27 protein-coding genes are annotated in these 24,429 nt (G+C 70.4%); 13 read left to right on the forward strand and 14 right to left on the reverse strand.

Annotation, left to right across the window (positions count from 1 at the left end; all coding sequences use genetic code 11):
- Window positions 1-4 precede the first annotated feature (4 nt).
- The 12 genes from phoB to HB662_RS22120 all read right to left on the reverse strand — a co-directional run bounded on the left by phoB (window position 5) and on the right by HB662_RS22120 (window position 13,178).
- Entirely contained in the window at window positions 5-718 is a 714-nt protein-coding gene (gene phoB, locus HB662_RS22065) for a phosphate regulon transcriptional regulator PhoB (RefSeq protein WP_168052833.1), read from the reverse strand.
- A 27-nt stretch (window positions 719-745) separates the two neighbouring features.
- A complete protein-coding gene (gene phoU, locus HB662_RS22070) occupies window positions 746-1,465 on the reverse strand; it encodes a phosphate signaling complex protein PhoU (protein WP_168053156.1) in 720 nt (239 codons plus the stop codon).
- A gap of 17 nt (window positions 1,466-1,482) precedes the next feature.
- Window positions 1,483-2,268: a phosphate ABC transporter ATP-binding protein PstB gene (gene pstB, locus HB662_RS22075; RefSeq protein WP_209443442.1), complete on the reverse strand. Its 786-nt coding sequence runs from the start codon at window positions 2,266-2,268 to the stop codon at window positions 1,483-1,485.
- Window positions 2,269-2,365: 97 nt separating this feature from the next.
- Window positions 2,366-3,271 (reverse strand): phosphate ABC transporter permease PstA, encoded by a 906-nt coding sequence (gene pstA, locus HB662_RS22080; protein ID WP_168052837.1) that lies wholly within the window; start codon window positions 3,269-3,271, stop codon window positions 2,366-2,368.
- A 4-nt stretch (window positions 3,272-3,275) separates the two neighbouring features.
- The gene (gene pstC / locus HB662_RS22085; RefSeq protein ID WP_168052839.1) at window positions 3,276-4,265 is read right to left on the reverse strand and encodes a phosphate ABC transporter permease subunit PstC; all 990 of its coding nucleotides are present in this window, start codon (window positions 4,263-4,265) and stop codon (window positions 3,276-3,278) included.
- A gap of 94 nt (window positions 4,266-4,359) precedes the next feature.
- A complete protein-coding gene (gene pstS / locus HB662_RS22090; RefSeq protein ID WP_342449556.1) occupies window positions 4,360-5,424 on the reverse strand; it encodes a phosphate ABC transporter substrate-binding protein PstS in 1,065 nt (354 codons plus the stop codon).
- A 153-nt stretch (window positions 5,425-5,577) separates the two neighbouring features.
- Window positions 5,578-6,003, reverse strand: a complete 426-nt coding sequence (locus HB662_RS22095; RefSeq protein WP_168052841.1) for an ATP-binding protein — start codon at window positions 6,001-6,003, stop codon at window positions 5,578-5,580.
- Window positions 6,000-6,341, reverse strand: coding sequence for an anti-sigma factor antagonist (locus tag HB662_RS22100; protein WP_168052843.1), 342 nt, complete (start codon window positions 6,339-6,341; stop codon window positions 6,000-6,002). The genes HB662_RS22095 and HB662_RS22100 overlap by 4 nt, the downstream gene beginning before the upstream one ends.
- Before the next feature lie 95 nt (window positions 6,342-6,436).
- Window positions 6,437-9,184, reverse strand: a complete 2,748-nt coding sequence (locus HB662_RS22105; protein WP_168052845.1) for an autotransporter family protein — start codon at window positions 9,182-9,184, stop codon at window positions 6,437-6,439.
- Between the two features lie 128 nt (window positions 9,185-9,312).
- The gene (locus tag HB662_RS22110; RefSeq protein WP_168052847.1) at window positions 9,313-10,185 is read right to left on the reverse strand and encodes a fumarylacetoacetate hydrolase family protein; all 873 of its coding nucleotides are present in this window, start codon (window positions 10,183-10,185) and stop codon (window positions 9,313-9,315) included.
- Window positions 10,186-10,229: 44 nt separating this feature from the next.
- Window positions 10,230-12,080 carry a TRAP transporter permease gene (locus HB662_RS22115; protein ID WP_168052849.1) on the reverse strand — a complete coding sequence of 617 codons (1,851 nt, stop codon included), beginning with the start codon at window positions 12,078-12,080 and terminating at the stop codon, window positions 10,230-10,232.
- A 153-nt stretch (window positions 12,081-12,233) separates the two neighbouring features.
- Entirely contained in the window at window positions 12,234-13,178 is a 945-nt protein-coding gene (locus HB662_RS22120) for a TAXI family TRAP transporter solute-binding subunit (RefSeq protein ID WP_168052851.1), read from the reverse strand.
- A 243-nt stretch (window positions 13,179-13,421) separates the two neighbouring features.
- Between HB662_RS22120 and HB662_RS22125 the strand changes: the two genes are divergently transcribed.
- Window positions 13,422-14,150, forward strand: coding sequence for an SOS response-associated peptidase (locus HB662_RS22125; RefSeq protein WP_168052853.1), 729 nt, complete (start codon window positions 13,422-13,424; stop codon window positions 14,148-14,150).
- A gap of 34 nt (window positions 14,151-14,184) precedes the next feature.
- Here HB662_RS22125 and dksA read toward each other — a convergent pair whose 3' ends face one another.
- On the reverse strand, window positions 14,185-14,598 hold the full coding sequence (dksA, locus tag HB662_RS22130) for an RNA polymerase-binding protein DksA (RefSeq protein WP_171970278.1): 414 nt from the start codon (window positions 14,596-14,598) through the stop codon (window positions 14,185-14,187).
- 134 nt (window positions 14,599-14,732) lie between these two features.
- Window positions 14,733-15,161: a flagellar assembly protein FliX gene (locus HB662_RS22135; RefSeq protein ID WP_168052857.1), complete on the reverse strand. Its 429-nt coding sequence runs from the start codon at window positions 15,159-15,161 to the stop codon at window positions 14,733-14,735.
- Window positions 15,162-15,365: 204 nt separating this feature from the next.
- On the opposite strand from HB662_RS22135, the gene HB662_RS22140 reads away from it, so the two are divergent.
- Genes HB662_RS22140 through otnC form a run of 12 tightly spaced genes read left to right on the forward strand, consistent with a single transcriptional unit; the run spans window position 15,366 to window position 24,429 of the window.
- Window positions 15,366-16,475 carry a flagellar basal body P-ring protein FlgI gene (locus HB662_RS22140; protein WP_168052859.1) on the forward strand — a complete coding sequence of 370 codons (1,110 nt, stop codon included), beginning with the start codon at window positions 15,366-15,368 and terminating at the stop codon, window positions 16,473-16,475.
- Window positions 16,475-16,828, forward strand: a complete 354-nt coding sequence (locus tag HB662_RS22145) for a rod-binding protein (protein WP_168052861.1) — start codon at window positions 16,475-16,477, stop codon at window positions 16,826-16,828. The genes HB662_RS22140 and HB662_RS22145 overlap by 1 nt, the downstream gene beginning before the upstream one ends.
- Window positions 16,825-17,220, forward strand: a complete 396-nt coding sequence (locus tag HB662_RS22150; RefSeq protein ID WP_168052863.1) for a hypothetical protein — start codon at window positions 16,825-16,827, stop codon at window positions 17,218-17,220. The genes HB662_RS22145 and HB662_RS22150 overlap by 4 nt, the downstream gene beginning before the upstream one ends.
- 50 nt (window positions 17,221-17,270) lie before the next feature.
- Window positions 17,271-17,825, forward strand: coding sequence for a permease (locus HB662_RS22155; protein ID WP_168052865.1), 555 nt, complete (start codon window positions 17,271-17,273; stop codon window positions 17,823-17,825).
- Window positions 17,822-18,334 (forward strand): permease, encoded by a 513-nt coding sequence (locus HB662_RS22160; protein WP_168052867.1) that lies wholly within the window; start codon window positions 17,822-17,824, stop codon window positions 18,332-18,334. Before HB662_RS22155 ends, HB662_RS22160 begins: the two co-directional genes overlap by 4 nt.
- 52 nt (window positions 18,335-18,386) lie before the next feature.
- Window positions 18,387-19,163, forward strand: coding sequence for a RibD family protein (locus HB662_RS22165; RefSeq protein WP_168052869.1), 777 nt, complete (start codon window positions 18,387-18,389; stop codon window positions 19,161-19,163).
- Entirely contained in the window at window positions 19,160-20,137 is a 978-nt protein-coding gene (locus tag HB662_RS22170; protein ID WP_168052871.1) for a zinc-dependent alcohol dehydrogenase, read from the forward strand. Before HB662_RS22165 ends, HB662_RS22170 begins: the two co-directional genes overlap by 4 nt.
- Window positions 20,138-20,171: 34 nt before the next feature.
- On the forward strand, window positions 20,172-20,570 hold the full coding sequence (locus HB662_RS22175; RefSeq protein ID WP_168052873.1) for a 6-pyruvoyl trahydropterin synthase family protein: 399 nt from the start codon (window positions 20,172-20,174) through the stop codon (window positions 20,568-20,570).
- Window positions 20,571-20,572: 2 nt separating this feature from the next.
- Window positions 20,573-21,616 carry a glycosyltransferase family 4 protein gene (locus HB662_RS22180; protein WP_168052875.1) on the forward strand — a complete coding sequence of 348 codons (1,044 nt, stop codon included), beginning with the start codon at window positions 20,573-20,575 and terminating at the stop codon, window positions 21,614-21,616.
- Window positions 21,616-22,491, forward strand: a complete 876-nt coding sequence (locus HB662_RS22185) for a class I SAM-dependent methyltransferase (protein ID WP_168052877.1) — start codon at window positions 21,616-21,618, stop codon at window positions 22,489-22,491. The genes HB662_RS22180 and HB662_RS22185 overlap by 1 nt, the downstream gene beginning before the upstream one ends.
- Before the next feature lie 2 nt (window positions 22,492-22,493).
- Window positions 22,494-23,801 (forward strand): 3-oxo-tetronate kinase, encoded by a 1,308-nt coding sequence (gene otnK, locus HB662_RS22190; RefSeq protein ID WP_342449557.1) that lies wholly within the window; start codon window positions 22,494-22,496, stop codon window positions 23,799-23,801.
- Window positions 23,794-24,429 carry a 3-oxo-tetronate 4-phosphate decarboxylase gene (otnC, locus tag HB662_RS22195; RefSeq protein ID WP_168052879.1) on the forward strand — a complete coding sequence of 212 codons (636 nt, stop codon included), beginning with the start codon at window positions 23,794-23,796 and terminating at the stop codon, window positions 24,427-24,429. The genes otnK and otnC overlap by 8 nt, the downstream gene beginning before the upstream one ends.

A 24,429-nucleotide genomic window follows, 5' to 3' on the forward strand; every position in this document is an offset into this window, starting at 1 on the left:
CCCCCTACTCCTCCACGTCCAGCGCGTAGCCGGCGGAGCGCACGGTGCGGATGATGTCGGCTTCCTCGTCGCCATTCACCGCCTTGCGCAGGCGACGGATGTGCACGTCCACCGTGCGCGGCTCGACATGGATGTCGCGGCCCCAGACAGCGTCCAGCAATTGTTCGCGGGTGAAGACGCGGCCCGGATGCTGCAGGAAGAATTCCAGCAGCCGGTATTCGGTAGGGCCCAGGTGCAGCGACCGGCTGCCGCGCGTCACGCGATGCGCGTCCTGGTCCATCACCAGGTCCTTGTAGGTCAGCCGCCCCTTCACCGGCACCGCGCCGGACCGGCGCAGCAGCGCGCGGATGCGGGCCAGCAGCGCGTCCATCACGAAGGGCTTCGAGATGTAGTCGTCCGCCCCCGTATCCAGCGCGCGCACCGCGTCCTGGTCTTCGGTCCGCGCCGTCACCATGATGATCGGCAGGTCACGGGTATTCGGGCGGCGGCGGATCTGGCGGCAGACTTCCAGGCCTGAAAGCGCCGGCAGCATCCAGTCGAGCAGGATGAGGTCCGGCTTGCCCTCGGAGACGCGCAGCAGCGCCTCCTGCCCATCGGTCGCCTCCTCCACGCGGAAGCCCTGCTTCTCGAGGTTGTAGCGCAGCAGAGTCAGCAGCGGCGCCTCGTCCTCCACCACCAGGATGGTCGGCTTGGCGAGACTGCCCGTGGCGTCCGGCATGTTCGCGGTTCCCAGCACTCGTCAGGATTATTCGGGCGGCCGGACCACGGCGTAGGCGGAACTGTCCGCCTTCGGCCGTTCATCCGGCAGGCTGTCGCCGCGCACGGCGTAGTGCACCGTCTCGGCGATGTTGGTGGCGTGGTCGCCGATGCGTTCCAGGTTCTTGGCGATGAACAGCAGATGCGTCGCCGCGGTGATGTTGCGCGGGTCCTCCATCATGAAGGTGAGCATCTCGCGGAAGATGCCGTTGTAGACATCGTCCACCGGCTCATCATTGCCCCAGACCCGCGCCGCGGCCTCGGCATCGTCGTTCACCAGCGCGTCGATCGCGGCCTTCAGGTTCTCCTGTACCAGGCGGGCCATTCGGGAGAAGCCGTTGAGGCTGCCCAGCGTCGGCTGCTGCGCCACCACGATGCTGCGCTTGGCGGCATTGCGGGCGTAGTCGCCGATGCGCTCCAGGTTGTGCGCCACCTTCATGGCGGTGACGATGAAGCGCAGGTCGATCGCCATCGGCTGGCGGGTCGCCAGGATGCGGATGCAGAAGCTCTCGACCTCGCGTTCCAGCTGGTCGAGCGCGGCGTCGCGGCCGATCACCTCGGCCGCCAGGGTGGCATCGCGGCGCACCAGCGCCACGGTGGCGTCATTCACCTGGCGCTCCGCCAGCCCGCCCATGCGGGCCAGCATGTCGCGGACCTTGCGGAGCTGCTCGTCGTAGGATCGGACGATGTGCTCGCTCTGGGTTTCCATTGGCATCTGCGTTGTCCTCAGCCGAACCGGCCGGTGATGTATTCCTGGGTGCGCTTCTCGCGCGGCGCGGTGAAGAGCTGCGCGGCGGGTGCGACCTCGACCAGCTCGCCCAGGTAGAAGAAGGCCACCTGGTCGGCGCAGCGCGCGGCCTGCTGCATGTTGTGGGTGACGATGCAGATGGTGAAGTCACGCTTCAACTCGTCGATCAGCTCCTCGATCTTCAAGGTGGAGATCGGGTCGAGCGCGCTGGTCGGCTCGTCGAACAGCATCACTTCCGGCCGCACGGCGATGGAGCGTGCGATGCACAGGCGCTGCTGCTGGCCGCCCGACAGGCCCATGGCGGAGGATTGCAGCCGGTCCTTCACCTCGCCCCAGATCGCGGCGCGGGACAGCGCCCATTCGACGCGGTCGTCCAGCTCGGATTTCGCCAGCTTCTCATGCAGTTTGATGCCGAAGGCGATGTTGTCATAGATCGTCATCGGGAACGGCGTCGGCTTCTGGAACACCATGCCGACCTTGGAGCGCAGCTCGTTCAGGTCGACGGAGGCGTCGATCATGTTGCGCCCGTCCATCAGCACCTCGCCTTCCGCGCGCTGGCCCGGATACAGGCTGTACATGCGGTTCAGCACGCGCAGCAGCGTGGACTTGCCGCAGCCGGAGGGGCCGATCATGCCCGTCACCTGCCGGTCCGGCAGGTCCAGGTTGATCGACTTCAGCGCCTTGTTGGTGCCGTAGAAGAAATCGAGGTTGCGCACGGAGATGCGCGCCTGCGTGTTCAGCGCCTCGGCGGATCGCGCCTGCATGCCGCCGAAGCCGGCGGGGCTGGCAGTGGTCTGTTCGGTCATCGAGCCCATCGGATCGTCCTCATCTTACGGCCCAGCGGGCCGCCCCTTCCCTGGCTCAGTGGCGCCCGCGCAGCACGGCGCGGGCAATGATGTTGATTGCAAGGACGCCGAGCGTGACCAGCAGGGCGCCGGACCAGGCGATCCGGATCAGGTCCGGGAAGCCGGAATTGGCCTGCTGGTAGATGGCGATCGGCAGGCTGGCCATGGCGCTCGACAGGTCGAGGCTGGTGACATTGTTGCCGAAGCTGGTCAGCAGCAGCGGCGCCGTCTCGCCGGCGATGCGGGCCACCGCCAGCAGGATGCCGGTGAGGATGCCCGAGGCCGCGGCCTTGTAGCAGACCAGCGTGATCATCTTCCACTTCGGCGCGCCGAGGCCGATCACTGCCTCGCGCAGCGTATTCGGGATCAGCTGCAGCATGTCCTCCGTGGTGCGGACCACCACGGGGATCACGATGATGGCGAGCGCCAGGGCGCCGGCGATGCCGGAGAAGCCGCCCATCGGCAGCACCACCAGCTGGTAGATGAACAGGCCGATCAGGATGGACGGCGCCGAGAGCAGCACGTCCGAGACGAAGCGCACGGCATTCCCGAAGGCGGAGCCGCGGGCATATTCGGCCAGGTAGGTGCCGACCAGCAGGCCGATCGGCGTGCCGATGACGGTGCCGATGGCGGTCTGGATCAGGCTGCCGATGATGGCGTGCCGCAGCCCGCCCGCCTGCGCCGTGTCCTCGCCGTAGCTGGTCGGCTTGAACTCAGTGAGCAGCGTGTTCAGACTCAGCGATTCCAGGCCACGCCAAAGCAGCGTGCCCATGATCGAGGCGAGGAAGAACAGGCCGGCGACAGTCGCCGCCAGGCAGAGCCATTTCACGGCGGAGTCGACGAACTTCCGGCGACGCCCGAGCGAACGCGCGGCACTTTCGTTGCGTGCCTTGGAAAGCGGGGACAGGGTTGTCGTGCTCATGGGATCAGGCCTTCAGCCGGGACCGCAGCAGCCAGCGGGAGGCCGCCAGCACCAGGAAGGAGATCACGAACAGCAGGAAGCCGAGCGCGAACAGCGCCGACTGCTTCATGCTGCCCGAAAGGCTCTCCGGAAACTCCATCGCGATGACGGAGGCGATGGTGGTGGATGGGTCGAAGATGCTCTGCGGCATGCGGTTGGCGTTGCCGATCACGAAGGTCACCGCCATGGTCTCGCCCAGCGCGCGGCCCAGGCCGAGCATGATGCCACCGACCACCGAGATCCGCGTGTAGGGCAGCACCACCCCCTTCACCACTTCCCAGCGCGTGGCACCGAGGCCATAGGCGCTTTCCTTGTACACCGGCGGCACCTGCAGGAAGACGTCGCGCATGGTGGCGGCGATGAAGGGCAGGATCATGATGGCCAGCACCAGCGCCGCGGTGAACAGCGAGGTGCCCGCGAAGGACCGGCTTTCGAAGATGAAGCCGATCAGCGGGATGGAGGTCAGATAATCCCCCAGCGCCAGCTGGATGTAGATCTGCACGAAGGGCACCACCACGAACAGGCCCCACATGCCGTAGATGATGGAAGGCACCGCCGCCAGCAGCTCGATCGCCGTCCCCACCGGCCGACGCAGCCATTCCGGCGCGAGTTCGGTCAGGAAGAAGGAGATGCCGAAGGCGACCGGCACGGCGAAGATGATGGCCAGCACGGCGCTGACCACGGTGCCGAAGATGGAGACCAGCGCACCGTATTCCTCGCGGTGGTCCTCCACCGGATTCCACGCGTCGCTGGTGAGGAAGGCGAGGCCGTAATGCGTGAAGGCGGGCAATCCGCCGATCAGCAGCGTCAGGATGATGCCGCCGAGGGTCAGCAGCACCAGCACGCCGGCGCCGCGGCAGAGCCCTTCGAACAGCTTGTCACCGAAGCTGCCGGTCCGCCGTCGGACACCGCCGGCTGGAATGGCCGATGCATCGGCCGTTATGGTCTGCTGCAAGGCGGGATGTCCCGGCAAGGAAGGTTGTCAACCAGACAAGCAACCAGGGCCGGACGCAACACGCGTCCGGCCCCGGCCCGTCACTCTAGTCCGTTCAGCCGACCGGCCACAGCGCCTGGCCGTTCGGACCCTTCACATTGGCCGCCCAGGCAGCGCGAATGGCGTCATGCGCGCTGGTCGGCAGCGGGATGTATTCCAGGCGCGTCGCGGCCTCGGCACCGTTCTTGAAGGCCCAGTCGAAGAAGCGCATGGCGTTCTGGCTGCCCGCGACCTTGTCCGCCGGCGGGTCCATCGGCAGCAGGATGTAGGTGGGGGAGGTGATCGGCCACACATCGGCGCCGCTGATGTCGATGGTGTCGGCCTGGAAGTTCGGCACGTTCCAGTTCGCGTTCGCCGCGGTCGCGTTGAACGCCGGCGGCTGCGCCTTGACGAAGTTGCCGGACTTGTTGCGGATCTGCGTCGTCGGCATGCGGTTCACCACCGCATAGGCGTTCTCGATGTAGCCGATGGTGCCGGGGCTGTTGCGGATGATGTTGGACACACCCTCATTGCCACGCGCGCCGTTGCCAACCGGCCAGCGGACGGAGGTGCCGGCACCCGGGCCGTTCTTCCACTCCTCGCTGACGCGGGACAGGTAGGTCGTCCACACCCAGGTCGTGCCCGAGCCATCGGCGCGGTAGGCCACGCTCAGCGGCATGTTCGGGATCGCCACGTCGCGGTTCAGCTCGACGATCTTCGGGTCGCGCCAGCGGGTGATCTTGCCCAGGAAGATCTCGGCAATGACTTCCGGCGTCAGCTTCAGCGCCTGGTCGGCAACGCCCGGCAGGTTGGCGGACAGCACCACGGAACCCATCACGGTCGGGAACTGCAGCAGCTTGCGCTCGGTGAGCTGTTCCTGCGTCAGCGGCGCGTCGGAGGCGCCGAAATCGACGGTGCGCGCCGTGATCTGGTTGATGCCGCCGCCGGAGCCGATCGATTGGTAGTTGAGCTGCACGACGCCGGCGTCACGCGCCTGGGCCGACCAACGCTCGTAAAGGGGGCGGGGGAACGTCGCGCCGGCGCCGGTCACGGTCGCCACCTGGGCCATCGCGCCGCGGGCGTTGAGGAGCCCGGCTCCGAGCGCCGCGCCGGTGCCGAGCAGAAGGGTGCGCCTGTTCACTGTGTCTCTCTCCGGTCCTGTTCGAAACGGGCTGCCTAAAGCGGGCAACGCCGTTGGGCGCCTTCTAGGCAGGTCCGGCGACCAGACGATTGCAGTTCGATGAAGCTTCGATGACAACGACCTCCACAACCATGGCGTGTTGTCGGTTCTTCCTCACGCGATCCGGAGCACCAGGCTGGTGCGGTTCCAGCCATCGGGGTCGGATTGGTAGGCGAGTTCGGCACTCATCCGCCGCACCAGCGCCAGTCCAAGGCCGCCCACCCGGTCATCCTCCAGGGTTGGCGGCGCCGCCTGCGGCGCTGCGATCGGGTCGAAGGGCGCGGCCGCATCCATCAGCACCAGGCGCAGCCCGCCCGCTTCCCGGGCGCATTCCAGCCGGGCCGCCGGCGGCGCGGCGCCGGGCGGCAGGCCGGGCCAGCTGGCGTGCTCGACCAGATTCGCCACCAGTTCTTCGATCACCAGGCGCAGCCGAAGGGCGGCCTGGGGCGGCACCCCCTCCCCCTCCGCCCAGGCTTCGGCCGCATCCTGCGCGGCTTCCAGCCCGGCAAGCGAGATCGGCACCTGCAGCCGCAGGGTCATCCCGGCAGGCGGGCCATCGCCTCGGCTTCGGTTCCAACCAGCGGCAGCATCTGGTCCAGCGCCATCGCCTCCAGCACCTCCGCCACCATCGGCTGGGCGCCGAACAGCACCACCGTGCCGCCGCGCCGCGACACCACGCGGGCCGAGGACAGCAGCAGGCGGATGCCGAGCGAGGACAGGAACTCCAGTTCCGTCAGGTCGATCAGCGCATTGCGGCCGGAGGCGGCGACCGCCGCGGTGAAGGGTGTTTCCACCTGCCCCACCGTGGTGGCGTCCAGCCGCCCCACGAGAAGCACCTTGTTGGCCGTGGAGCTGATCTCAACCACTTCAAAGCGCACTGACGGTCTCCGTGAATCGGGGCGCGGTTGTCTAGACCGGCGCCCCACCCTCGCGGCGTGACAGTTTTCTGACCGTCGGTCCAGCAGACTGCGGCCTACCAGACCCAGCGCAGGCCGAGGGTCAGCACATGCTCCGTGCCGCCGCTCGACCGCAGCAGGTCGTAATCCGCCACCACGGCGAAGCGGTCGCCGCGATAGGCGGTGGCGCCGATGCCGGCGGTCAGCGCGTCCTGACCGGTGCGGGCCGATTCCACGCTGAAGGCGGCGCCGCCCAGCCGATGCGTGCTGCGGCCGAGGCCGTCCTGCAGTTCCCGCGCATAGCCGATGCGGGCCTCGGGCCGCAGCCGGAAGCCTTCGCCGAGGCTGAGAGTGCGGGCGGCGCTGACGCCGATGCCGGCGCGCAGCGCATCCGCAGTACGGCCATCGACCGTCAGGTTCAGCGATTCGGCGCCCGATTCGGTGAAGCCGCCCCGGGCGATGCGGTCCCAGCGCAGGAAGGCGCGCGGTTCCAGATCCACCCCCTCCAGCCGCGTGGTGACGCCGAAGCCGGCCTCCGCCGTGACATCCGTGCCGTCGCTGTCGCCCTGGGCGCGGCGGGACAGGGTGCCGAAGGCGATGTCGCGGCGGCTGTCATAGCGGCTGAGCCCGGTGCCGAGCGTGGCATCGATGAAGGGTTTCACCGTCGCATCCGTGGGCGGCGCATACACGCCATAGAGGCTGGCCTGGTAGCTATCCAGCCGCACCTCCCCGGTGCCGCCATCGCCATCGACCGTGCCGCGCAGGAAGCCCAGCGCGACGCCGCCGGTCAGGCCCGGGGCGAAGCTGCGATCGGCACCGACCAGCGCGCCACCGGATTGCCGCGAATAGCCCGCCGCGGCGCCGTCGCCATCCGTGCTGCCCCAGCTTCCGAGCGCCCGGCCCCAGACGGACCAGCCGGCGAATTGGCCATCCGCGCCATCGGCGCCGTCGCCCCGGCCGAAGCCGGCATCCCAATCGGGCGTCGGACCGGCGCCCGGCATAGCGCTCATCTGCACGGTGCGCGCGCTGTCGAGCGCGATGCGCGGCGCCAGCGAGCCCTGCGCGGTGACCAGCGCCGGGTCGCCGGCGCGGATCGCCGCCATGCGCTGGGCGGTGCCGGCGCCGAGGATGCGCCGATGCGCCAGCGAGGCGGCCAGCGCATCCGCATGCAGGGTGCCGGAAAGCTGGTCCAGCGCCGGGGCGATGCCGGCGGCGGGCAGCGCATACAGCGCGCCGAAGGTGGTCGCCGCATCGCCTTCCATCCGCAGGCCCGCCGCCGGGCGGATCGCGTCCAGCGCGCCACCGACCGCCGTCTGGTTGCCGCGCTGGTCGATGCCGAGCGGCGCGAGAGCCGCGTAGCTGGCCGGCGTGGTCACCAGGTCCAGCGTGCCGGCGCCGTACAGCGCATCGAGGCGCGCGCCGCTGGGCAGGCCCTCGGTTGGCTGGGTCAGGCCGGCGAAGCTGCCGAGCAGCCCGCCCTCGGCCTGGATCACCCGGAAGGCCTGGCCGAGCACCGGGGTGAAGTCGTTGTTGGCGGAACCGCTGATGCCGCGCAGCACCGGCTGCAGCGTGCCACCCGCCGTCAGCGTGCCGCCGGCGCCGGTGACCAGGATCTGGTCATGCGACCCGGCGCCGGAGGCGGTGCCCGGGCCGTCGATTTCCAGCCGCGTGGTGGAACCGGCGCCCAGGCTGACGGGCGCGGTGAAGACCATGCTGCCCGGGGAGCTGCCGGGGGACAGGATGCCGTCGATGTTGCCGCCGCCGATGATGCCGCTGCCGGTCAACGTGCCGCCCGCCAGCACCGTCACCGCGCCCTGGAAGATGCCCTGGATCGAGAGCGTGCCCGATTGCACCTGCGCGCCGCCGGTGTTGCTAGCATTGCCCATCAGCGTCACCACGCCGCCGCCAAGCAGCTGCAACTGGCCGACGCCGCTGAGGTCGCCCAGCAGGATGACCGGACCCTGGGTGGTGTCGATGCTGCCATTGCCCGATTCGAGGACCACCGGCTGCGACAGGGCCGCGGCGGTGGTCGGCCGGAAGACGCCGCCGTTGAAGGTCAGGATGGCGGTCTGGACCGCGGGATCGCTCTCCGTGAAGAAGGCCTGGGTGCCGTCGATAACCTGCCCGCCGGAAAGCCCGCCCAGCGGCACCAGCGCGTAGCGGATGACGCCACCGCCCCACATCGCATCGCCGCTGGCCGCCCCGTAGAAGGCGACCGTGGTGAAGGTGGCCGCGTCGTCGATCGCGGCGACGAAGGTCATCGCCTGGCTATAGGTCGCCGTGCCGGGGTTGTCGGTACCGGTGGCGGCACTGCCGACCAGGATCGGCGCGCCGCCGTCGAAGGAGATGTAGAGCGCGCTCGGGAAGCAACAGGTCGCCCAGCCTTCCAGGTCAAGCGCGAAGGCGTTCACCGGCGTGTCGAAGGTGAAGACCAGGCCGCTGCCCGCCGAGTCGGTGGAGGCCGCGGTCATGCGGATGCCGTCGCCGCCCGCGAAGCTGCCGCTCGGCCCCTGGATGGCGGAGAAGGCACTGCTGCTGGTGGAGCGGCTGCCGGCATTGCCGGAGGTGATGGTGTAGCCCGTGCGTGCCCAGCTCGCGGCGTTGTTGGTCAGGCCGGATAGCAGGTCCATGTTGACCGTGCCGCCGGCATCGGTCACGCGCTGGTCGAACTCCGCCCGGCCCTCGAAGATGCTGTCGAAGAAGGTCGCGGTTTCCGCCGCCGCCGGGCGCGGCATCGTCGCGACCAGCGCGAGGGCCGATGCCGAAAGGAGCAGCCCAGCCGCCCCCTTGAAGATGCGGCTGGAGAGGGGGCGGGCTTCGGTCATTCTCAGGCCTTCCTGGCGATTGCGCCAGGAGGGCGTAGGGCGCCCGCGATGAAGCCGCGGTTAAGGCCCGCAAATCAATTGCGCGTCATGCAGATGACATTCCCGCATGATGCGCGGGTGCCACAGGATCAGAAGGCCGGGTCGTCCGCGATGCTGTTCCGCAGCACGCCGATGCCCTCCACCTCGACCTCCATCCGCATGCCGGGCGCCAGGAACAGCGGCGGCTTGCGGGCGTAGCCGACGCCGGACGGCGTTCCGGTGGCGATCACGTCGCCCGGCTCCAGCGTCATCACCTCGGACAGGATGGCGATGCAGCGCGCGACCGGGAAGATCATGTCGCCGGTCGTGCTGTCCTGCACCGTCTGGCCGTCGACCCGCGCGGTGATCCGCAGCGGCGCGGCGCCGGGCGGCAGTTCATCGGCCGTCACGATCTCCGGCCCGAAGGCGCCGGTGCGGTCGAAGTTCTTGCCCATGGTCCATTGCGTGGACTTGCGCTGGTAGTCGCGCACCGAGCCATCGTTGAACAGCGAATAGCCGGCGACATGGTCCAGCGCCTGGGCCTCCGCCACGTTGCGGGCCTGGCGGCCGATGATGATGGCCAGCTCCGCCTCATAATCCAGCTTCTCGGAGGCGCCCTTCGGCCGCAGCATCGGCTGGTCGGGGCCGGTCAGGCTGGTCTGCACGCGCAGGAACACCGCCGGGTAGTCGGGGATCGGGTTGCCGCCTTCCTTGGCATGCAGCGCGTAGTTCAGCCCGATGCACACCACCTTGCCGGGCCGCGCGATCGGCATCGCCAGCGTCAGCCCGGCCAGCGGCCGATGCGTGGAGGCCGGCGCCGCCTGCGCCGCGGCGCCGAGCCGGGCCAGCGTGTCGCCGCCCGCCTGGAGCAGCGCCAGCGTATCATCCGGGAAGCCGGACAGCGCCGCCACGGGCACCACCTGGTCGCCGATCCGCACGCCGGCGGCAACTCGCCCGGCATCCTGGAAGCTCAACAAGCGCATGTTCGATTTCCGCTCGGTCTAGGGTTGAACGCGTTCCGTGAAACTCAGGCCAGTGCGGTGCGGCGGCGCTGCACCAGTTGCAGCAGCAGCACGCCACCGCCGAAGACCAGGCCAATGCCGTCCGTCAGGAGACCGGGCTTGATCAGCGCCAGCGCCGCGATGAACAGCGCCACCCTTTCCCACATCGGCATCGGCCGCAGCAGGTAGGCGTGCAGGGAGGCCGCGAGCAGCAGGCAGCCGGCCGTCGCGCTCGCCACCGCCAGCAACACCTCGCCCCAGGTGCCGATCAGCAGCAGTGCCGGCTGGAAGACGAAGATGAAGGGCACGATGAAGCCGGCCGCGCCGATCTTCATCGCCGCCCAGCCGCTGCTCCACATATCCGTCTTGGCCAGCCCCGCGGCGGCGAAGACCGCCAGCGCCACCGGCGGCGTGATGGCCGACAGGATGGCGAAGTAGAAGGCGAACAGGTGCGCGGCCGGCACCACCACCCCCATGGCGATCAGCGCGGGGACCAGCAGCGAGACCATGACGATGTAGGCCGGCGTGGTCGGCATCCCCATGCCGAGGACGATGCCCGCCATCATGGTCAGGATCAGCGCGAAGATCAGGTTGTTGTCGGCCACGTTCACCACGAGCTGGGTGAAGGTGATGCCGAGCCCGGTCAGCGCGATCAGCCCGATGACGATGCCGGCGCAGGCGCAGGCCATGGCGATGCCGAGCGCGTTGCGCGCACCGTCCAGCAGCGCATCCCACACCGCGGCAATACTGACATGGTGCCGGCTGTTGGCGCGCAGCGCCGCGGCGGGGAAGCAGGCCAGCGTTGCCACCAGCGCCACCAGCGGCGCCGAATAGCCGCCGAACAGGCCGACGATGATCACCAGGATGGGCAGGAACAGGTGCCAGCTTTCGCGCATCACGTCGCGCAGCTTCGGCACCTCATGCTCCGGCAGGCCGGCGAGGCCCGCGCGCTTCGCCTCGAAATGCACCGCGGCGAAGGTGGCCACATAATACAGCAGCGCCGGGATCAGCGCCCAGGTCACCACCTGCAGGTAGGACACGCCGAGGAACTCGGCCATGACGAAGGCGGCCGCGCCCATGATCGGCGGCATGATCTGACCACCGGTGCTGGCCACCGCCTCCACGCCTGCCGCGAATTGCGGGCGGAATCCGCTGCGCTTCATCAGCGGGATGGTCACCTGCCCGGTCACCATCACATTGGCGACCGCGGAGCCGGAGACCGAGCCGAACAGGGAGGAGGACACCACCGCCACCTTGCCGGGGCCACCGCTGCTGCGCCCGGTCAGCGCCAGGGCGAAGTCCATGAACAGCTTGCCGACGCCCGACCGCTCCATGAACGATCCGAACAGCACGAAGATCACGACGAAGCCGGCCGAGACGCCGAGCGTCGAGCCGAAGATGCCGTCCGTCGTCAGGTACAACTGGTCCAGCATCGCCAGCGCGCCGACATCGGTGAAGAAGTAGGACCACACCAGGAAGACGGAGGCTGTGATCGGCAGCGCCCAGCCGATGACGCGGCGCGTGGCTTCCAGGATCAGCGCCACCAGGACCCAGCCGCCGATGATGTCGGCGGGCCGCGGGTCATCGATGTAGGGGATGCGGTTGACCAGCCAGTCGTAATCCACGAACAGCCGGCCCACCGCCCAGATGGACAGCGCGCAGAGCAGCCAATCCTCCGGCCCCGGCGCCGTGCGCGAGCCATCCTTGGCCTGCCGCAGCGGGAACAGGATGAAGACCAGCGCCATGGCGAACAGCAGGTGGGTGCCGCGGAAGATCACCGCCTCGGGCGGTGAGGCCGCGATGGCCCACATATGATAGACGGCCATGACGGCCGCGATGGTGCCGGCCAGCCCTTGCATGGCGCGCGCATAGGTCATCGCCGTTCTTCCCCGTATCTCAAGGACGCTGTTCATTCTGGACTTTGGGCAGATGCATCAGGGCCGGCGCCGGGCCTGCCACCTCGGCAGCCCGTCATCCGGCCCTTCAGAACGGCTTGCGCGCCCGGACGGGCCAGGCGCGCAATCGTGGTCTCAGCGGGAAGCCGCTTCCTGGTAGAAGCGCGCCGCGCCCGGATGCATCGGCACGCCGATATCGGCCGCGGCGGTCGCCGGGGTGCTGTCACGCATGGCGCTGACGATGTTGCGCAGCGTGCCCACGTTGTCCCACATCAGCTTCACCATCTGGTAGACCTGATCCGGGTTGCGGTCGCAGTTGGTGATCAGATGCGCGGTGTAGGTGATCTGCGTCGGCGTGCCCTGCTGCTGCGGATAGGTGTTGGCCGGCAGCGGCGCGCCCTGGTAGCCCGGGTTGATCTCCCGCATCTTGTCGACGTAGCGGGACAGATCGACGATCCGCATCTCCCGCGCGCTGGCCAAATCCATCACGGCGCTGGCCGGGATGGTGGTGCCGAGGGTGAAGACCTGGGCATGGCCGTCGCGCAGCAGGCCCACCGCATCCGTGTAGCTGGACTGGAAGCTGGCGCGCACGTCGCTGTAGCGCATGCCGGCGGCCTGCAGGATGTGCTGCGTCACCACCTCGGCGGTGTTGCCGCGCGGCTGGAGCGCGATCGGGCGACCGCGCATGTCCTCGATCGAGTTGATGCCGGAATCGGCCAGCGCGATCACCTGAAACCACTGCGGGTAGAGCGAGCCGATGTTGCAGACGTTGCTCACCGCCTCGGGGAAGGGCGCGCGGCCGGCGATGCCGTCCACGGTGCTGATGGAATTGCCGAAGGCGACGTTGGCGCGGCCGCCACCGATGCCGCGCACATTGGCCACGCCGGCGCCGGGCAGCGTCTGCACCGTCAGGCCGGGGATGGCGCGTTCCCAGATGTTCTTCAGCGCGCCCGCGATCGGCACCCAGGACCCACCCTGCGGCCCGGTCATGAAGCGCATCGTCTCCTGTGCCGTGGCCGGGGTCGCGACGACGGCGGCGCCAAGCATGGCGAAGGCCGCGGCTGCGGTACGGATGGTCATTCTTCTTCTCCCTGAACGCATCTTGGTCGTGCCTTCGGGTATTCCCGATGCCAAGTCATCAGACAACCCCGCGCGATGCCGGATGCTGCACAATTCGGCCACAAACCCGCATCGCCACCGGGCGGTGGCCGAGGTTCAGGATAGTCTTCCTGGAGCTGGGCCGGACCGCGCCTCCGGGCTATCCTGCGTGCCGCATCGGGCTATCCTGCATGCCGCAAGGGAATGAGGGAGGACTCGCGGCGCATGTGCGGACGCTACCTGTTGCAGCGGACCCCGGCCGAGCTGGCGCAATACTTCGCCACCGCCAATCCCACGCCAAACCACGCCCCGTCCTGGAACATCGCGGTGACGCAGACGGCGCTGGTGGTGCGCCGCCACCCGGAAAGCGGCGAGCGCCACCTGGATGCGCTGCGCTGGGGCCTGGTGCCGCGCTGGGCGACGGATGCCAAGGACGCCGCGAAGCTGATGAACGCCCGCGCCGACGGCATCGCCGAGAAACCATCGTTCCGCGAGGCCTTCCGCAAGCGGCGCTGCCTGGTGCCGATGGATGCCTTCTACGAATGGCGCAAGGCGGAGGATGGCAGCAAGCAGGCCTACGCCGTGGCGCAGGCGGATGGCATGCCGATGGCCGTCGCCGGGCTGTGGGAGGGCTGGAAGCAGCCGGACGGCGCCTGGCTCCGCAGCTTCACCGTCATCACGACGGAGGCGAATGAGAAACAGGCGCTGGTGCATCCCCGCATGCCGGTGGTGCTGCCGCCCGAGGTCTGGGACGCCTGGCTCGGGGAGGAACCGGCGGAGCCCGAGGATCTGCTGGAATTGCTGGTGCCCTGCCCGGCCGAGGAATTGCTCGCCTGGCCCGTGGACAACCGCGTCGGCAAGGTCACGGAGAATGATTCCCGCCTGCCCCGCCGCGACCCCACCGCCAGCCCGCCGCCCGAGTTGGACGACGCACCGCCGGATTGGGTGGCCTGATCCGCGGGGCCGCGAAACCTGGCCCCGCGCCGCATCAGTCGTCGCGGTGCACCCGCTCCATCCGCTCATGGCGCTCCTGCGCCTCGATCGACATGGTGGCGATCGGGCGGGCCTCCAGCCGGCGCAGGCCGATCGGCTCCCCGGTCTCCTCGCAGTAGCCGTAGGTGCCGTTCTCCACCCGCTCCAGCGCCTGGTCGATCTTGGAGATCAGCTTGCGCGCGCGGTCCCGGGTGCGAAGCTCCAGTGCCCGGTCGGTCTCGACGCTCGCGCGGTCAGTCAGGTCGGCTTCGATGATGCCCCCCTGGCCCATGGAAGTCAGGGTCTCGCCCGCCTCCCGCAACAGGTCAGCCCGCCACTTCAACAGCTTCTGCCGAAAATACTCCAACTGGAGTGGATTCATGAACTCTTCGTCGCTGCTCGGACGATAATCCGGCGGCAAGGTTACCAGCATGGCAGGACTTCCCCAACCTTAGCCGCCCAGGGCCCGGCGCCCGGGGGGCGAAAGCGGCCGGACCATAGTGGCGGGAATGGGGCCGGTGCAAGGCCTCGTTTCGCCGCAAGTTCCTGATCTTTGCGCGCTTTTCAGTTGGATGACCTTCTGGCGACACTTCGGCGCGCCAACTCCAGCCGCGCCCGCAGCCGGATCTCGGCCATCAGGGCGGCCAGTTCCGGCGCCAGCCCGGCCTCCGGCGCGGATGCCAGCGCCTCCAGCCTGGCGAGACACCCGGCATCGCCCGGTGTCTCGCTCAGCAGGTCCAGTTGCAGCCCGCGCAACTCATCCAGCGCCCTGGACGCGCGGCGGCGGGCACGCTCGGCCACCGCCTCCGGCCGTTCCGGCGCCTCCGACTCCTGCAGGGCCAGCAGCCCGCCGAGGGAAGGCGGCGCGGCCACGCCGGTGGAGGCGGCCGTATCGCCGGCGGCTTCTGGCAGCGCGAAGCCGCCGGCACCACGCCGCACCCGCCCCGCCTGCACCCCACTGAACCCCGCCGGCCGCACCGGACCCACCGCCATCGACGCATCCTTCTGAAGCCGGCCCCGAGAGGCCCCTTGGCGCACATGCTGCCGGGTCCCGGCAGCCCCTGCCCCGCCCCGGCAAACCCTGCCGGGGCTGGAGGCCCCCTGCCCTGGCACGGCCCTTGCGGAAGCCTCCCCGCGCCCCTCCACCAGGATGGCGGCGGCGAGGAGGAGAGTGTGGCGACAAAACCTTGCCTGAGGATGAGCGGGCTTCCGCGCCAATTCCTGGCGCTGGTGTTCATCCTTCTCCTTTCGCCGGCGGGCGTCCTCGCCCAGGTCCGCATCAAGGACATCGCGGATGTCGAGGGCATGCGGGAAAACCAGCTCGTCGGCTACGGGCTGGTGGTCGGCCTGAACGGCACCGGCGACAAGCTGCGCTCCGCCGTCTTCACCCGGCAATCGCTGATCGGCGTGCTGGAACGGCTTGGCGTGAACACGCGCGACCAGGAACGCCAGCTGGATACCCGCAACGTCGCCGCGGTGATGGTGACCGCCAACCTGCCGGCCTTCGCCCGCACCGGCAGCCGCATCGACATCGCCGTCTCAGCGCTCGGGGACGCCACCAACCTGACCGGCGGCATGCTGCTGGTGACACCCCTGCTGGCCGCGGATGGGGAGGTCTATGCGGTGGCGCAGGGGCCGATCGTGACCGGCGCCGTCTCCGCCCGCGGCGCCGCCGGGTCCGTCACCCGCGGCGTTCCGACCTCGGGCCGCATCGCCAATGGCGCGACGGTGGAACGCGAGGTGGCCTACAGCTTCGCCTCCGGCGACCGGCTGCGCCTGTCGCTGCGCAACCCGGACCTGACCACGGCGCGGCGCATCGCCGCCGTCATCAACCGCACCGCCGGCGGTACCCCGGCCACGGCGACGGATCCGCGCACCGTCAGCCTCAGCCTGGCGGGCCGCGACTCGGTGGCCTTCATCGCGCAGATCGAGCAGTTGCGGGTGGAGCCGGACCAGATCGCCCGTGTGGTGATCGAGGAAGCCTCCGGCACCATCGTCATGGGCGCCAATGTGCGGCTGTCCACGGTGGCGATCGCGCAGGGCAACCTGACCATCCGCATCACCGAGACGCCGCAGGTGGTGCAGCCCAATGCGCTGGCCGGCGGGCAGACCGCGGTGGTGCAGCGCACCGATGTGCAGGTGGACGACCAGTCGGAACGCCGGCTCGGCATCCTGCGTGGCGCGGTGACGCTGGAGGATCTGGTGCGCGGCTTGAACGGCCTGGGGATCGGGCCGCGCGACATGATCACCATCCTGCAGACCATCAAGGCGGCCGGCGCCTTGCAGGCCGAGCTGGAGGTGCGCTGATGAGCATCGCCGCCACCAGCCCCTCCCCCACCCTGGCCGCGCCGCGCGCCAGCCAGAGCCCGGCCGCGCTGCGCCGCGCCGCGCAGGATTTCGAGGCCCAGGCCCTGGCAGCCCTGCTGCAACCGATGTTCCAGGGCCTCGACACCAAGGCGCCCTTCGGGGGCGGATCGGCGGAGGGCCAGTGGCGCCCGATGCTGGTCGACGCCATCGCCAGGGACCTGGCGAAGGCCGGCGGATTGGGAATCGGGGAGGCGGTGCTGCGGGAGCTGACGCGCCTCGCCGGTCTTCCACCCAACGGCGACCCACCCGCCGGCACTGCTTCCTCCTCCACCACGGAAAGGCCCACCCCATGATGCAGCCCCTGATCATTGCCGCCCAGCGCCTGACCGAGGCGCTCCGTGCGGAGAACGAGGCGCTGGCCCGCCTCGACCTCAACGGCGCCGCGGCGCTGGCCCTGCCGAAGCAGCAGGCGTCGGATGCCTTCGCCGCCGCCTATGCGGCCGCCAGCCGCACCCAGAGCAAGGCGGAGGGCGCAGACCGGCTGCGCGCCGAGGAACTCGCGGGCCGCCTGCGCGACCTCGGCGCGGAGAATCGCCGGCTGCTGGAACGCGCCATCGACCTGCAGTCCCGCGTCATCGAGACAATCGCCGGAGCCACCCGCCCGGCCGGTCCCGGCACCTATGGCGACCGCGGCCTGAACCGGGATGGCCGGCATCTGCCGCTTTCGCTTTCCGCGCGGGCCTGAGGCGACCCGCTTGCCGGATCGCGTGCGGGGGCGCAGCTTGGCGCTCTCGCATGCTCCGCCGCAACGCAACATTCCTGGTCATCTCCGCGCTCACCCTGGCCGCCGCCTTCGCGGTGTGGTGGTTGCGCGGCATGGGCGCCGTCCGGCATGCGCTGGGGGCGACCTGGGACCTCATCCTGACGGTGCTGCCCTCAATCCTCGGCGGGCTGCTGCTGTCCGCCGCGCTGCGCCAGCTGGTGCCGCCGGGCGCCCTGGCGCGCTGGATGGGCGCCGAGAGCGGCCTGCGCGGGCTGCTGGTGGCGACCGCCGCCGGCATGGTGATGCCCGGCGGCCCGGTTGCCGCCTTCCCGGTGGTGCTGGTGCTGGCGCAGGCAGGGGCGGATCGCGGCGCGCTGATCGCCTTCGTGCTCGCCTGGTCGCTGAACGGCTTCCAGCGGATCGTGGTGTGGGAATTGCCGATCCTGGGGCCGGATTTCGCCCTGCTGCGGTTGATCTGCGGCCTGCCGCTGCCGATCCTGGCCGGGCTGATCGCGCGCTGGCTGCCGATCCGCTGGACCCCGGCGGATGCGCCCGGCATGCGCCCCTCGGGCAAGACCGGCCCATGACCTTCGGTGTCCTCGCCATCTGGGTGGTTGCGCTCGCCGCACTGGCGCTGTGCGCCCGGCGCAGCCCGGTGGTGGCGCGGCGCGCGGTGGTGGATGCCGGCAGCGCCCTGTGGCGCGTGCTGCCGGTGATGCTGATGGCGCTGCCCATGGCCGCCCTGCTCGCGGAGCTGATTCCCGCCGGCTGGGCGGAAGACTGGCTCGGCCCGGATAGCGGCATGGTCGGCGTGGTGCTGGCATCGCTGGCGGGCGGGCTGCTGCCGGGCGGGCCGTTCGTAGCGTTTCCGCTGGTGCTCGGCTTCCTGAAGGCGGGCGCGGGGCCGGCGCAGATGGTGGCGCTGATCTCCGGCTGGGCGATCCTCGGCATGCACCGGACCCTGGCGTGGGAACTGCCGATCCTCGGCGGGCGCTTCATCGTGCTGCGGCTGGTCGCGAGCTTCGCCTTGCCGGTGCTGGCGGGGCTGTCGGCGGAGCTGCTGCTGCCGCTGTTCCCGGGCATCCCGCTGCGCTGAACATTCGCGCCGTTGCCGCAATGCCGCCGCTTCGGCATAGCATCACCCACGCATGAACGACGCGCCCCCCACCGACGACGCCGAATGGACTGCGCTGCTGGCCGCGCCCGGGGGTGGCGTCGTGCCGCCGGGCGCGCTGGGAAACCTGTTCGCGCCGCTGTTCACCCCGCCCGCCGCCGCCGATGGCTGCATCGTGATCGGCCGCCTGGCGCAGACACTGGATGGCCGCATCGCCTGCGCCAATGGCGCGAGCCAATGGATCGGCGGGCGCGGCGACATCCTGCACACGCATCGCCTGCGCGCGCTGTGCGACGTGGTGCTGGTCGGCGCCGGCACCGTGCATCACGACGACCCGCGGTTGACCACGCGCGAAGTGCCAGGCCCCAACCCGGTGCGCGTGGTGCTGGACCCGCAGCGCCGCCTGCCCGCCACGCACAAGGTGTTCCGCGATGGCGCGGCGCCGACCCTGCTGGTGACATCCACGCCCGGTGCCGCCCGGCACGGCGAGGCGGAGGTGCTGGTGCAACCCGACCTTCCCGCCCTGCTGAAAGACCTCGCGGCACGCGGACTCGGGAAAATCTTCGTCGAGGGCGGCGGGCGCACCGTCTCCGCCTTCCTCGCCGCGGGTTGCCTGGACCGCCTGCACCTGACCGTGGCGCCGATCATCCTCGGCTCCGGCATTCCCGCCTTCTCCCTGCCCAGCGCCGGGTGCATCGCGGATGGGCTGCGCTTCCAGTGGACACCGCATGTGATCGGGGACGACATGCTGTTCGACATCGGGCTGCACCGTGCCCGCCCGGGCATCTGCGAAGGACCGCAAGCGCCATGAAGGCGAACGCCCTCTGGATCACAGGCCCCTTCCGGGCCGAGCTGCGCGAGCAGGCGCTGGACGTGCCCGGCCCCGACCAGGCACTGGTGGTGACGCATGCCTCCGGCATCTCGCGCGGGACGGAGCGCCTGGTCTTCGCCGGGCGCGTGCCGGAAAGCCAATGGCCGGCGATGCGCGCGCCGCTGCAATATGGCGACTTCCCCGCGCCGCTTTCCTACGGCTACGCGGCGGTCGGTACGGTGAAGGCCGGGCCGGCGCATCTGCACGGACGGCGCGTGTTCTGCCTGCACCCGCACCATGATGCCTTCGTGGCGCCGGCCGCCATGTGCATCCCCGTGCCGGATGCGGTGCCGGATCGGCGCGCCGTGCTCGCCGCCAATATGGAAACCGCGGTGAATATCCTATGGGATGCGCGGCCGCTGGTCGGCGAGCGCGTGCTGGTGGTCGGCGCCGGCGTGGTCGGGCTGCTGGTGACCTTCCTGCTCGGCCGCATCCCGGGCCTCGACCTGCATGTCTGCGACCTGGATGCGACGCGCGGCGCCATCGCGCGCGACTTCGGCGCCACCTTCTGCACACCCGAGGACGCACCGGCGGAACGCGACCTGGTGATCCATGCCTCCGCCAGCCCAGAAGGCCTGCGCCTCGCACTCTCCCGCTGCGGCTTCGAGGGGCGGATCGTCGAGGCCTCCTGGTTCGGCGACAAGGTCTGCGAGCTGCCGCTGGGCGAGGCCTTCCATTCGAAGCGCCTGTCGCTGATCTCGACCCAGGTGGGCCAGGTGGCGCCGGCGATGCGCGGGCGGCGCACGCATGGCGACAGGCTGGCGCTGGCGCTGTCGCTGCTGGACGATACGCGGCTGGATGCGCTGCTCGGACCCGACACGCCGTTTTCCGAGCTGCCGAATGCGCTGGAAGCCTTGCTGTCGCCACCATCCGGCGCACATCAACCGCTCTGTCCGGTCGTCACCTATCTATAAGAGCCGGTCCCTACCTATAAGAGAGAGTGTGTGCATGTTCAGCCTGACGGTCGTCGACCACATCATGATCGCGCATTCCTTCCGCGGGGAGGCCTTCGGCCCGGCGCAGCGGCTGCATGGCGCCACCTTCATCGTGGAGGCGGAGTTCCGCGCGCCGCAGCTCGATGACCTGCACCTGCTGGTGGATATCGGGCTGGCGAAGGATCATCTGCGCGCCATCCTGGCGCCGATGGACTACCGCAACCTGGATGCGGAAGAAGCCTTCGCGGGCAAGAACACCACCACCGAATACCTCTGCCTGCATATCCACGGCCTGCTCGCTGCGGCCTGCCGGGACGGCGTGCTGGGCGATGGCGGCCGCGCGGTGACCGGGTTGAAGATCCTGCTGCGCGAAAGCCATGTCGCCTGGGCCGCCTTCGAGGGGCCCGTCTGACCTTGGACATCGCCTTCCTCGTCCCCGCCCCGCTCGACGCCATCTCCGGCGGCTACGAATACGACCGCCGGCTGATCGCCGGCCTGCGCGCACAGGGCCATGCCGTGCAGGTGCTGGAACTGCCCGGGGCGCATCCGCATCCCGACGCCGCGGCGCTGGAAGGCGCCCGCGCCGCGCTGGATGCCGTGCAGCAGGGCGCGCGCATCATCATCGATGGGCTCGGCCTGCCGGCCTTCGCGCCGCTGGTGGAGGAGCTGGAACGGCGCGGGGCCGTCGGGCTGATCCATCACCCGACCGCCCTGGAGCATGGCCGGCCGACGCCGGAACGTGATGCGCTGCGCGCGACGGAATCCACCATCTTCCCGCGCCTCGCCCGGCTGGTCGCCACCAGCCCCCTCACCGCCCGCCGCCTGACGCCCGAATTCGGCGTCGATGCGGCGCGCATCGGTGTGGTGGAGCCAGGCACGGACCCGGCACCACGCAGCGCGGGTTCCGGCGGTCCCGGCTGCGCCATCCTCGCCATCGGCACGCTGGTGCCGCGCAAGGGGCATGACGTGCTGCTGCGCGCCCTCGGCGGGCTGGCCGATCTCGACTGGACCCTGACCATCGCCGGCGCGCCGCGCGATCCGGTGCATGCGGATGGGCTGCTGGCGCTGGTGGAGGAACTCGGCCTGACCAGCCGCGTGACCTTCGCCGGCGAGGTGCCGGCCGACCAGATGGAGGCGCTGTGGGCAGGCACCGACCTGTTCGCACTCGCCACGCATTGGGAAGGCTATGGCATGGCGGCGGCGGAAGCGCTGGCGCGCGGCGTGCCGGTCGCCATCACCGCCGGCGGTGCGATCGCGGAGGTGGTGCCGATGGAAGCCGGCGTGGTCTCTCCGCCCGGCGATACGGTGTCGCTCGGCAAGGCGATGCGCCGCGCGATCTTCGACACCGACCTGCGCGCCGAAATGGCGGAGGCCGCCTGGAAGGCCGGGCAGAAGCTGCCACGCTGGGATGACCGCGCCACCGCCTTCCTCGCCGAGCTTGAAAAGGCCGCCGGCTGATGGCCGAAAGCTTCGACGGGGATTGGCTGGAACTGCGCGAGCCGCATGACTCCGCCGCCCGCAATCCGGACCTCGCCGCGGCGCTGGCCGAGGCGCTGCCGGCGCGGCCGCGCCTGCTGGACCTCGGCGCCGGCACCGGGTCCCTGCTGCGCTGGCTGGCGCCGATGATCGGACGGGCGCAGGCCTGGACGCTGGTGGATGCGGATGGCGGCCTGCTGTCCCGTGCCTTCACCACCACCGAGGATTTCGCCGAAGACCATGACTGGCGTGCCACCTATGCCAATCGCAAGACGCTGCTGGTGCATGCGCCGGGCGGTGCCTGGCGGGTGGAGGGGCTGATCGCCGACCTGCGCGACGCGCCACGCGGCCTGCCGCTGGGCCAGGTGGATGCGGTGGTGAACACGGCGCTGTGCGACCTGGTCTCCGCCGATTGGGTTTCCCGGATTGCCGCGGCCTGCGCGAAGCACCGCCTGCCCTTCTACGCCGCGCTGAACGTGACGGGACGGGAGCGCTTCGACCCGCCGCACCCGGCCGATGCGCTGGTGGCGCGCGGCTTCGGCCGCGACCAGCTGCGCGACAAGGGATTCGGTGGCATCGCGCTGGGCGCCCGCGCGCCGGACGTGATCGCCGCCGCCTTCGCCGCCCATGGCTACAACGTGCGGCGCGCGGCGAGCGACTGGCGCATTCCGCGCCGGGACCCGTTGATGGCCGCGGCGCTCGCCAGCGGCCATGCCCGCGCCGCGATGGGCCCGCTGCGCCGCGAACGGGCCCGCATCCTGGACTGGGCGGTGGATCGCCGCGCCCAGGCCGGGCTCTCGCGCCTTTCCGCCCGCATCGGCCACGCCGACATCCTCTGCCTGCCGCCCAAGGAATAAGAATGATGCCCCTTCTGCTCGGCTGCATCGCCGATGACTTCACCGGCGCCACCGACCTTGCCTCCATGCTGGTGAAGAACGGCATGGCGACGGTGCAGGTCATCGGGGTGCCGCCCGCCGCGGAGCGGCAAGAGCCTTTCCCGTTGCCGGAGGCCGATGCCATCGTCATCGCGCTGAAGTCGCGCACCACCCCGGCGAATGAAGCCATCGCCGAAAGCCTTGCGGCGGCGGAGGCGCTGCTGGCGGCCGGGGCGACCCAGCTGTTCTTCAAATACTGCTCCACCTTCGACAGCACCGATGCGGGCAATATCGGCCCGGTGGCGGATGCGCTGCTGAAGCGGCTGGGTGCCGGCTTCGCGCTGGCCTGCCCCGCCTTCCCGGCGAATGGCCGCAGCATCTACCAGGGCCATCTGTTCGCCGGCGCGCATCTGCTGAACGAGAGCGGCATGGAGAACCACCCGCTGACGCCGATGCGCGACCCAAACCTGGTGCGCGTGCTGGGGCGACAGACCGAGGGCTCCGTCGGGCTGGTGCCGTTTTCCGTCGTCGAGCAGGGCGCGACGGCGATCCGCCAGGCGATGACGCGCCTGGCCGAGGGCGGCCGGCGCTACGCCATCGTCGATGCGGTGACCGACGCGCATCTGGTGGCGATCGGGGAGGCTGCCGCGAAGCATCCGCTGATCACCGGCGGGTCCGGCATCGCCATGGGCCTGCCGGCCAATTTCCGCGCGCAGGGCCTGCTGCCGCCGCGGCCGGATGCGGCGGCGCTGCCGGCGGCGCGCGGGCTCTGCGCCGTGGTGGCGGGAAGCTGTTCGCGCGCCACGCTCGGCCAGATCGGTTTCGCCCGCGACCACGCGCCGGTGCTGGAGCTCGACGTGCTGGCAACGCCCGATGCCGCCGCGCTGGCGGCGCAGGCGCTGGCGTGGAGCGAGGGCAAGCTGAACGCGGAGCGCCCCGTCGTGATTGCCGCCAGCGCGCCGCCGGAGAAGGTGGCGGCGCTGCAGGCGAAGCTCGGCCGCGATGCCGCCGGCGCATTGGTGGAACACGCGCTGGCCGCGGTGGCGCAGGGGCTGGTCGCGCGCGGCGTCGGGCGGCTGGTGGTGGCGGGTGGCGAAACCTCCGGCGCCGTGGTGTCCGCGCTGGGCGTGCGGATGCTGCGCATCGGCGCGGAGATCGACCCGGGCGTGCCCTGGACCTTTGCCGAGACCGGCTCCGCCGAGGGTGCGGAGCCAGCCGGGATTCACCTGGCGCTGAAATCCGGCAATTTCGGCGGGCGCGACTTCTTCCTGAAGGCCTTCCAGCATGTCTGAGGACGCCGCCCGCACCCAGCTCGCAGAACTGGCGAAAAGCCTGTTCGACCGCGGCTACAGCGTCGGCACCGCCGGCAACATCTGTGTGCGGCTGGCCGATGGCTACCTGATGACGCCGACCAATTCCTGCCTCGGCCGATTGGTGCCGGCGCGGCTCAGCAAGCTCGGTCCCGACTGGGCGCATCTGTCGGGCGACAAGCCTTCTAAGGAAGTGTTCCTGCACCGCGCGGTGCTGGATGCGCGGCCGGAGGCAGGCGCGGTGGTGCATCTGCATTCCACCTACGCCACCGCCATCTCCTGTCTGACGCCCGAGGGCGAGGATGCGAAGATCCCGCCGCTGACACCCTATTTCGTCATGCGCATCGGCCGCCGCCTGCCCTGCGTGCCCTATTACCGACCGGGTGACGCGGCGATGGAACCGGCGGTGCATGAGGCCGCCCGCGCCGCCAAGGCGCTGCTGCTGGCGAACCACGGCCCCGTCGTCTCCGGCGCCACGCTGGCCGATGCGGTGCATGCGGCGGAGGAGCTGGAGGAAGCCGCACGGCTCGCGCTGCTGCTGCGCGGCGTGCCGGGCGTGCGGGCGCTGGATGCGGCGCAGGTGGACGACCTGCTGAAGACCTTCGGGTAG

Origin of the sequence: Falsiroseomonas frigidaquae (assembly GCF_012163145.1) — a bacterium.
GTDB lineage: Bacteria > Pseudomonadota > Alphaproteobacteria > Acetobacterales > Acetobacteraceae > Falsiroseomonas > Falsiroseomonas frigidaquae.

Excerpts from the sequence above, each read along its gene's own strand:
- HB662_RS22150 (WP_168052863.1), top strand. The coding sequence starts at position 16,825 with ATGATGCAGCCCCTGATCATTGCCGCCCAGCGCCTGACCGAGGCGCTC.
- pstA (WP_168052837.1), bottom strand. The coding sequence starts at position 3,271 with ATGAGCACGACAACCCTGTCCCCGCTTTCCAAGGCACGCAACGAAAGT.
- HB662_RS22140 (WP_168052859.1), top strand. The coding sequence starts at position 15,366 with ATGAGCGGGCTTCCGCGCCAATTCCTGGCGCTGGTGTTCATCCTTCTC.
- phoU (WP_168053156.1), bottom strand. The coding sequence starts at position 1,465 with ATGGAAACCCAGAGCGAGCACATCGTCCGATCCTACGACGAGCAGCTC.
- otnK (WP_342449557.1), top strand. The coding sequence starts at position 22,494 with ATGATGCCCCTTCTGCTCGGCTGCATCGCCGATGACTTCACCGGCGCC.
- HB662_RS22155 (WP_168052865.1), top strand. The coding sequence starts at position 17,271 with ATGCTCCGCCGCAACGCAACATTCCTGGTCATCTCCGCGCTCACCCTG.
- HB662_RS22175 (WP_168052873.1), top strand. The coding sequence starts at position 20,172 with ATGTTCAGCCTGACGGTCGTCGACCACATCATGATCGCGCATTCCTTC.
- HB662_RS22170 (WP_168052871.1), top strand. The coding sequence starts at position 19,160 with ATGAAGGCGAACGCCCTCTGGATCACAGGCCCCTTCCGGGCCGAGCTG.
- HB662_RS22105 (WP_168052845.1), bottom strand. The coding sequence starts at position 9,184 with ATGACCGAAGCCCGCCCCCTCTCCAGCCGCATCTTCAAGGGGGCGGCT.
- HB662_RS22160 (WP_168052867.1), top strand. The coding sequence starts at position 17,822 with ATGACCTTCGGTGTCCTCGCCATCTGGGTGGTTGCGCTCGCCGCACTG.
- HB662_RS22145 (WP_168052861.1), top strand. The coding sequence starts at position 16,475 with ATGAGCATCGCCGCCACCAGCCCCTCCCCCACCCTGGCCGCGCCGCGC.
- HB662_RS22095 (WP_168052841.1), bottom strand. The coding sequence starts at position 6,003 with ATGACCCTGCGGCTGCAGGTGCCGATCTCGCTTGCCGGGCTGGAAGCC.
- otnC (WP_168052879.1), top strand. The coding sequence starts at position 23,794 with ATGTCTGAGGACGCCGCCCGCACCCAGCTCGCAGAACTGGCGAAAAGC.
- HB662_RS22185 (WP_168052877.1), top strand. The coding sequence starts at position 21,616 with ATGGCCGAAAGCTTCGACGGGGATTGGCTGGAACTGCGCGAGCCGCAT.
- HB662_RS22120 (WP_168052851.1), bottom strand. The coding sequence starts at position 13,178 with ATGACCATCCGTACCGCAGCCGCGGCCTTCGCCATGCTTGGCGCCGCC.
- HB662_RS22135 (WP_168052857.1), bottom strand. The coding sequence starts at position 15,161 with ATGGCGGTGGGTCCGGTGCGGCCGGCGGGGTTCAGTGGGGTGCAGGCG.
- HB662_RS22125 (WP_168052853.1), top strand. The coding sequence starts at position 13,422 with ATGTGCGGACGCTACCTGTTGCAGCGGACCCCGGCCGAGCTGGCGCAA.
- phoB (WP_168052833.1), bottom strand. The coding sequence starts at position 718 with ATGCCGGACGCCACGGGCAGTCTCGCCAAGCCGACCATCCTGGTGGTG.
- pstB (WP_209443442.1), bottom strand. The coding sequence starts at position 2,268 with ATGCAGGCGCGATCCGCCGAGGCGCTGAACACGCAGGCGCGCATCTCC.
- HB662_RS22165 (WP_168052869.1), top strand. The coding sequence starts at position 18,387 with ATGAACGACGCGCCCCCCACCGACGACGCCGAATGGACTGCGCTGCTG.
- HB662_RS22115 (WP_168052849.1), bottom strand. The coding sequence starts at position 12,080 with ATGACCTATGCGCGCGCCATGCAAGGGCTGGCCGGCACCATCGCGGCC.
- HB662_RS22110 (WP_168052847.1), bottom strand. The coding sequence starts at position 10,185 with ATGCGCTTGTTGAGCTTCCAGGATGCCGGGCGAGTTGCCGCCGGCGTG.